The sequence below is a fragment of the Endozoicomonas sp. genome, from assembly GCF_051008435.1.
GTDB lineage: Bacteria > Pseudomonadota > Gammaproteobacteria > Pseudomonadales > Endozoicomonadaceae > Endozoicomonas_A.
In genome coordinates this window covers 1-6,319 of the sequence record NZ_JBPCXO010000519.1, presented here as the reverse complement: position 1 = coordinate 6,319, position 6,319 = coordinate 1, and the positions used below count along the sequence as shown (strand labels likewise).

7 protein-coding genes are annotated in these 6,319 nt (G+C 47.8%); 2 read left to right on the top strand and 5 right to left on the bottom strand.

The features are described from left to right. Positions 1 to 158 precede the first annotated feature (158 nt). From ACR2PX_RS25995 to rarD, 3 genes are all read right to left on the bottom strand, one after another. Positions 159 to 848 (bottom strand): PspA/IM30 family protein, encoded by a 690-nt coding sequence (locus ACR2PX_RS25995; protein ID WP_434002265.1) that lies wholly within the window; start codon positions 846 to 848, stop codon positions 159 to 161. A gap of 151 nt (positions 849 to 999) precedes the next feature. Further along, positions 1,000 to 1,623 (bottom strand): YjfI family protein, encoded by a 624-nt coding sequence (locus ACR2PX_RS25990; RefSeq protein WP_434002264.1) that lies wholly within the window; start codon positions 1,621 to 1,623, stop codon positions 1,000 to 1,002. Between the two features lie 320 nt (positions 1,624 to 1,943). Further along, a complete protein-coding gene (gene rarD / locus ACR2PX_RS25985) occupies positions 1,944 to 2,870 on the bottom strand; it encodes an EamA family transporter RarD (protein WP_434002263.1) in 927 nt (308 codons plus the stop codon). A gap of 321 nt (positions 2,871 to 3,191) precedes the next feature. Between rarD and ACR2PX_RS25980 the strand changes: the two genes are divergently transcribed. After that, positions 3,192 to 4,067, top strand: coding sequence for a hypothetical protein (locus ACR2PX_RS25980; protein WP_434002262.1), 876 nt, complete (start codon positions 3,192 to 3,194; stop codon positions 4,065 to 4,067). Positions 4,068 to 4,151: 84 nt separating this feature from the next. Here ACR2PX_RS25980 and ACR2PX_RS25975 read toward each other — a convergent pair whose 3' ends face one another. Both ACR2PX_RS25975 and trmJ read right to left on the bottom strand, forming a co-directional pair. Then, complete coding sequence (locus ACR2PX_RS25975; protein WP_434002261.1) at positions 4,152 to 4,583, bottom strand: GNAT family N-acetyltransferase; 432 nt, start codon at positions 4,581 to 4,583, stop codon at positions 4,152 to 4,154. Further along, positions 4,580 to 5,353, bottom strand: coding sequence for a tRNA (cytosine(32)/uridine(32)-2'-O)-methyltransferase TrmJ (gene trmJ, locus ACR2PX_RS25970; RefSeq protein WP_434002260.1), 774 nt, complete (start codon positions 5,351 to 5,353; stop codon positions 4,580 to 4,582). Before trmJ ends, ACR2PX_RS25975 begins: the two co-directional genes overlap by 4 nt. A 185-nt stretch (positions 5,354 to 5,538) precedes the next feature. On the opposite strand from trmJ, the gene ACR2PX_RS25965 reads away from it, so the two are divergent. After that, complete coding sequence (locus ACR2PX_RS25965) at positions 5,539 to 6,141, top strand: hypothetical protein (protein WP_434002259.1); 603 nt, start codon at positions 5,539 to 5,541, stop codon at positions 6,139 to 6,141. Positions 6,142 to 6,319 lie beyond the last annotated feature (178 nt).

Sequence of the window (6,319 nt, the reverse complement as noted above, 5' to 3'; positions counted from 1 at the left end):
CCAGCCTTCCAGCCTTCCAGCCTTCCAGCCTTCCAGCCTTCCAGCCTTCCAGCCTTCCAGCCTTCCAGCCTTCCAGCCTTCCAGCCTTCCAGCCTTCCAGCCTTCCAGCCTTCCAGCCTTCCAGTCTTCCAGCCTTCCAGCCTTCCAGCTTTCCAGCTTTACTGCTGCTTGGCTTTCAGACGTTCCAGAACGCTGCTGGCGTCAGAGTCCGTTTTGCCAATGCCAGCTGCTTTCAGCTTGCTTTGGAGATCTGACTCAGCTGTATCACCTGACAGTTCACTGGCAGCTTCCATTTGAGCAGCACGCTCAGCCTGTCTGCGCTTGATGCGCTCAAGGGAGTCAGTAGCAGTGGCCATCTTGGAGTTCACTCCGCTGTGTTTTGCGGCACAGGCGGCTTGAGCTTTTTGTACGGATTCTGTCGCTTTTACAGTATCAACCTGTTGCTTCAGACGGCGCAGGTTGGCTTCGGCATCAGCAATCGCTTTTTTCAGGCTGGTGACACTGCTGGCAAAACTGCTTTCCATTTCCTGTTCAGCAGTAAGCTGAGCTTCATAGTCGGCAATTTTGGTGGCGACTTCGGTGGCCAAGGCGTCATCACCCTGTTCCAGCGCTTTCATCGCGTAGCCTTCATACTCGGCTACTTTTTCTTTCAGCTCTTTGCACTTTTGATCTGACAGCTTCTGCTTGGCCATGATGCCGGCCAGCTGAGTTTTGGACTGCTGCAGCTGATCGCTGGCTTCCCGGATTTCCTGATCCAGAATACGCAGTGCATTGCTGTCAGCAATGGATTCGCCCACTTCGTTGGTAGCACCTTTCAGGGCGGTAATGACTTTTCCCCAGATACTCATAATGTCGTTTCCTTTTTAAAGTTGAAAAATAATCGTTTTCTGGCAGTTAACTTTTACTATGAAAATGCCGCTATTTTGGGCTCTGTAGTCATTTTCATGGTTCGGGGTGAGCGGCATTTCCGGCTCATGGCTGTTTAATGCACTTGTTCTATCAGGCCAGATGCTGGCTGTATGCTTCAGTTGCCTTGATGGCGTTGGACGCCAGGGTTTCAATTTCCAGAACGACATTCTGGAGCAGTGAGGCTGAGCTCAGGGCGCCAAAAATGGTGTAGTAATCTTCTCCACCAGGAAAGCGATCCAGGCTGATGGTCGACAGTGGAAACAGCTTGTGTGTCCGCAGGATCTCATCATTCAGCGCAACAGAATCCTTTACATGAGTCAGTGGCCAGAGTACGGCATCAGCAATAATTTGCTCACCTGAAACAGTGATGTAGATAGGCAGATCACCAAATTCATTCATGGTGACTTCCAGACAAGGATCCGTTCCGTCCACTAACTGCAGGCTGGCATTGCCGCTGTTAAACAGTGGATCATTGATCAGTGCCTGGTGAAGGGTCTGGATAGTCCAGATGTCATGAGGCTTGTTTTCGCTTGCTGTCATTTTGGAGTTTCCTGATGCATTGATTGTTTGGGTTAATCTCAGATCGCGTTCTACATCTCGTAAACGACCGGCGTTTTCGGGCAAGATCCAAACTTCTTTCTTTACCAGCCCCTGCTCTCTCATTCGGGCCCTGAACAGGCGCTGGTAATGTGCGGCATTTTTCGGTGGAGCCATGGGGCTACTCCTGAGAAGATCGTCTCTTTTGTTTATTTGTTTATATTACATGTAATAAACCTTACATGTAATAATTTGGTCTGTGAAGAAAATTCTGGAAAGAAGATCGTAAAGATTGCTTACAGATTGTAAAAAAGCAGGTTTTTTAAGGTCTTAGCGTAGCCAAAAAAATGCAGGAAGGATGGTCAGAATCCTCTGACCATTGCTTGGAGGCTGACCGAGAGTAGACAGGTCGGCCTAAAATTCAGAAGGTACGGCTCATTTTTCCGATGAATTTTAATCTCGACCACTATTCTCAGTCAGGCTCCTGGGAAAGGAGGTTATTCAGCCGTTTGAGCTTCAGTTGAGGGTTGTTTCTGGCTCTGGCGCTGTGATTTCTTGCGCATCCCATCAAAGGTGAAGATAGCCAGAGCAAACCAGATAAGTCCAAAAGTGATCAGTTGTGCCTGGGTCACTTCCTCTTTGTAGATAAACAATCCCACCAGGAATGAAATGGAAGGTCCTAGATATTGCAGGATGCCAATAGTGGTTAACGTCAGCTTTTTTGCCGCCATATTGAACAGAACCAGAGGGATGGTAGTTACCAGTCCGGCCAGAGCAAGCAAGCCACTGGTATGGGGATCCGAGAATCGGAAGCTGTAATCGCCGCTCTTATAGATCCAGAAGAAATACCCCAGCGTTACGGGCAGAAGGATCAGGGTTTCAAAGGCCAGTCCGGGGACAGCTGCTACATGCGTGGTTTTTCTCATCAGCCCATACATACCAAAGCTCATTGCCAGGGTGAAAGCGACCCAGGGCACAATACCCAGCATAAGAACCTGATAGATGACTGCCACGGCAGCGATCACGACGGCTACCAGTTTGAGAGGTGTCAGTTTTTCTTTCAGAAACAGGTAACCTAAAAACACATTGAGCAGCGGGTTGATGTAGTAACCGAGACTGGTTTCAAGGATTCGGTCATTGGTGACACCCCAGATAAAAATCAACCAGTTGGTAGCCACCAGAATGGCTGAAAGGGTTAGTGCCCCAGATAGTTTGATACTGGAGAATATCTGTTTAAGCTGCGAGAACTGACCCGTAACCTTTAGCAGAGCCAGCAATAGAAAAACCGACCAGAAAACACGGTGTCCCAATATTTCCAGCGGAGGCACATGTTCCAGTGCTTTAAAATAAATGGGTACCAGCCCCCAGATGGTAAAGGCCATTACACCCAGTGCAAAGCCAGAAGAATCTCGTTGATCGGACACTCTCTTTCCTTTGTTAGTCGCTTTTCATCCCGCAGGTGTGGTGATGAAAATGGATACCTTCCCGCTTGTGACGGTTCACCCGGAAATTCACGATGAGTTTTGTTTATCTCGCTACTGTTTTTTTTCGGGCCACGGCATTGTGCCTGAACAATCGTTCCTCGTTAATCCGAATCTTGCGTAATTCTTTCGAAATGACAACCCGGATTAAATTCTGTCTTTAACTCTTTATTGTATTGAGAAAAAACATCTTGAGCCGATGACTTTATTCATGAATGAGTAAAGGGTGCAAAGGCAATAATGCGATGGATTGCCGGATTTTTGATGGTTATGCTAAGTCTGTCTACCCAGGCTGAAGTACGGTTGCCAGTGTATCGAGTAGCGATCATTGACCGTTTTTTTCCACCGGCGCAAGGCTTTGAAAACGATGAAGAACGGGTTCTCCATGGCTGGCTTTATGGCATGATGGATTTGGACGACGATGAACGTCGAGAACCTTTTTATCACGGTGATGTGGTTCGCCTGATTGCTTCTCATCCCCAGATTACGTTTATCCAATACCCGATACTGGATGGGAAAAATCCCATGTCAGAGATTCTGGTGAATATCCAGAATATTCTTGCCCGATATAAAAAACAGCCCGTTGATGCAGTGCTTCTATCCTGGGAATCTTCCACTCTTATCAGTACATTTGATAAGCCGCTGCAGCTCAAGCGGGCAGGGCAGTATAAGGAAAAAGTCAGAGAGATGGGGCAGGCGGATGAAGTCTGGCACACCACCTACCAGATTATTATGGCTCTCGAGTCTCTGACAGCTAAAGGTATCCAGGTTTATACCATTGCAGGGAACGGTGGTACGGGGATGATCAACACCTTTTCGCTGGCGGATGATGTCGTCACTGTGGGAGCGGTTGAATCTGAATTGAAATATTTCGTAGCCAACAACCCGTTTGTTGATACCTATGCTCAAGCTGCTTACGAAGTGGTTAGGGTGGATAACTCAGATGGCGATCCCGTGGGCTATGATCTGAATGGCGATCAGTGTGTTGATATTCCGCTGGAACGACTTACAGGCTACTCTCAGGAAGTCACTGAATACCCCAAAAAGTTCTGGCGATTGCTCACAGGTTCTTCTTTTGCTGCTCCGGCGGCCCTTAAAGCGGCATTGTTTGCCAACCTGCCATTGAAGGCTTGTCACTAGGAGCCTGTCGGACGTAAGACAATTTCGGCTTAAAATCCAGAAAGAAAGGTCTATTTTTCCGATAATGCTGAGTCTAAGTGACGTTTAATAATGATTCGTTTTTTCTGGAAACGACATTAAAAGAAAAGACTCTCCGCGCTCCAGATAATTCAGGTAAGGCTTACCAATTTCGGAAGGAACCTGATCTGGAGATACCTTCTGAAACCCCAGCTTTTCATAAAAGCCGGTCAGATGGTCGTAGGGATAACACCAGCAAGGAGCTGGAGACAGTGTTGCCAACACGGTTTGCATCAGTTGGCTGCCAAGACCTTTCGAACGTTTCTCTCTGTGTACCCAGACGCTTCTTAACAGATAACCATTGGCTTTTGGGGTTGCCCTGAGCGCTGCAACAATCGAACGATCGACCTGCAGAATAAACACTCGTTCGTTGGAGCGCGCCTTTCCTTTGTGACCGTTCTCTTTAAAGAAGCGGTTAGCCAGAGGAAAGGCGACAGGCGTCAGTTCTTCAACGGTCATCCGGCATCTTTTTCAGAGGAAGACGTTTCGTTGGTGGCTGATTTCTGGGCAGCAGCCAGAATGCCTCTGAGCATATTCAGCTCCTTGGCTTCCGGTCTGGCCCGGTTGAATAGGCGACGAAGGCGGGTCATTACCAGTCCTGGATGCTGTTTGATAATAAAATTAATGTCGTTCAGCGTTTCTTCCAGGTGCTCGTAAAAATACTCCAGCTCACGGGTTAACGGGTATTCTTCTGCTTCGTTGTCAGAGTGCTCCCGCTGGCTCTTGCGCAGCTCAGCTTTGCGAATGTCATAACAAAGAATCTGAATGGCAGAAGCTACATTAAGCACCGGGTATTCAGGGTCGGCATCAATGGAGACATGATAGTGACACTTCTCCAGCTCCTGATTGGTCAGTCCCATGGTCTCCTGACCAAAAACCAGGGCGACAGGGTTGCGGACTGCTTCTGCAACCAGTTTGTCTGAACAGTCTTCTGCCGTCAGCATTGGTCGGGTAAACGTATGGTTGCGATTGCGGGCGCTGGTTCCCACGACCATGGAACAATCTGCAATCGCTTCATCCAACGTCTGAAATACCCTGGCACCCGCCAGTACGTCCTGAGCACCTGCCGCCATGCTCTTGGCCATAGATTGCGCTTCAGGATCTGAAAATTGCTGGGGAGTCACCAGGCAAAGGTCTGCAAGACCCATGGTTTTCATGGCCCTGGCTGCGGAGCCAATGTTTCCCGGATGAAAGGTGTTGATCAGAATAATGCGAATATTAGACAGCATCGTAACCCGAATTAGCACTGAGAAAGGGTTAAAAACCGGCCATTATACGTTGAGTCGTTTTGACTTACGACTGTTAATATTTCTTCTGATTCCAGCAGGATTTATTGCCATTGCATCTGAAGGCTTAGGGCAAATTAGCCTATTAATGTTGCCAGTTGCAGGCGTTGAATGGTGTTGGGGACGTTATGAAAAGCTATGTCGTGAGACTCTTCTTCTGGTTATGTCTGACAGGCTCTTTTCAGATGGCAGAGATTAAAGCCTGGTGGTGGGTTCCGTACACCGATCATCAACCCTTTGTGCCTGCAAAAGGCTGCTCTCTGGAACGCAATCAGGTGGTTTGTCTGGATAAACACGAATCCAGGCTGGGTGTTGTCAGCCCGGATGGAACATCATGCCAGTTGTTTCCTGTAGGAAAGGCTGTTTCAAAATTTCAGGTACCGGAAGCAGGCGTTCTTCGTTTTTATCAATGGAAGAAAGTTGAGCAGCCAAACTGCATAGGCTGCTTTGGTGCCAACTCTCATTTTTATGAGGGAGCTGGCAGTTCAGTGAATTGTGTTGAAAACAGTCAGATACTTTGTCGCTTCATCAGTCAGGGTGACAAGCTTCTGGGGCTGTTGAGTAAGGATAAAAAACACTGCCTCGCGCTTGAGGGTAAGCAGTCACAACAGTTTGAGCTGTTGATGTTCGAGCCCCAGTGGAACGTCGGCTGGGAACATGTGATTTGGGGAGTCACATTATCCGGATTCTTGATTTTATATACCTGCTCATTTGCTGTTGATTCTCTATAGTAAATCAAGTGCTTTTGAGTGGGGCTTGTTTTTGGATCAAGATAAGTGATGTAAGGGTTTGAAACAGTATTGAGTAATCTATGATTATCTATCATAATCTCACACTATGGATAAGAGATTAGTCAAGATTGGTGAAGCAGCTCGCTTGCTGGGTACTGACCACTCAACATTGAGGAAG

Coding starts and splice junctions, on each gene's coding strand:
- trmJ (WP_434002260.1), bottom strand. CDS start 5,353: ATGCTGTCTAATATTCGCATTATTCTGATCAACACCTTTCATCCGGGA.
- ACR2PX_RS25980 (WP_434002262.1), top strand. CDS start 3,192: ATGGTTATGCTAAGTCTGTCTACCCAGGCTGAAGTACGGTTGCCAGTG.
- ACR2PX_RS25990 (WP_434002264.1), bottom strand. CDS start 1,623: ATGGCTCCACCGAAAAATGCCGCACATTACCAGCGCCTGTTCAGGGCC.
- ACR2PX_RS25965 (WP_434002259.1), top strand. CDS start 5,539: ATGAAAAGCTATGTCGTGAGACTCTTCTTCTGGTTATGTCTGACAGGC.
- ACR2PX_RS25975 (WP_434002261.1), bottom strand. CDS start 4,583: ATGACCGTTGAAGAACTGACGCCTGTCGCCTTTCCTCTGGCTAACCGC.
- ACR2PX_RS25995 (WP_434002265.1), bottom strand. CDS start 848: ATGAGTATCTGGGGAAAAGTCATTACCGCCCTGAAAGGTGCTACCAAC.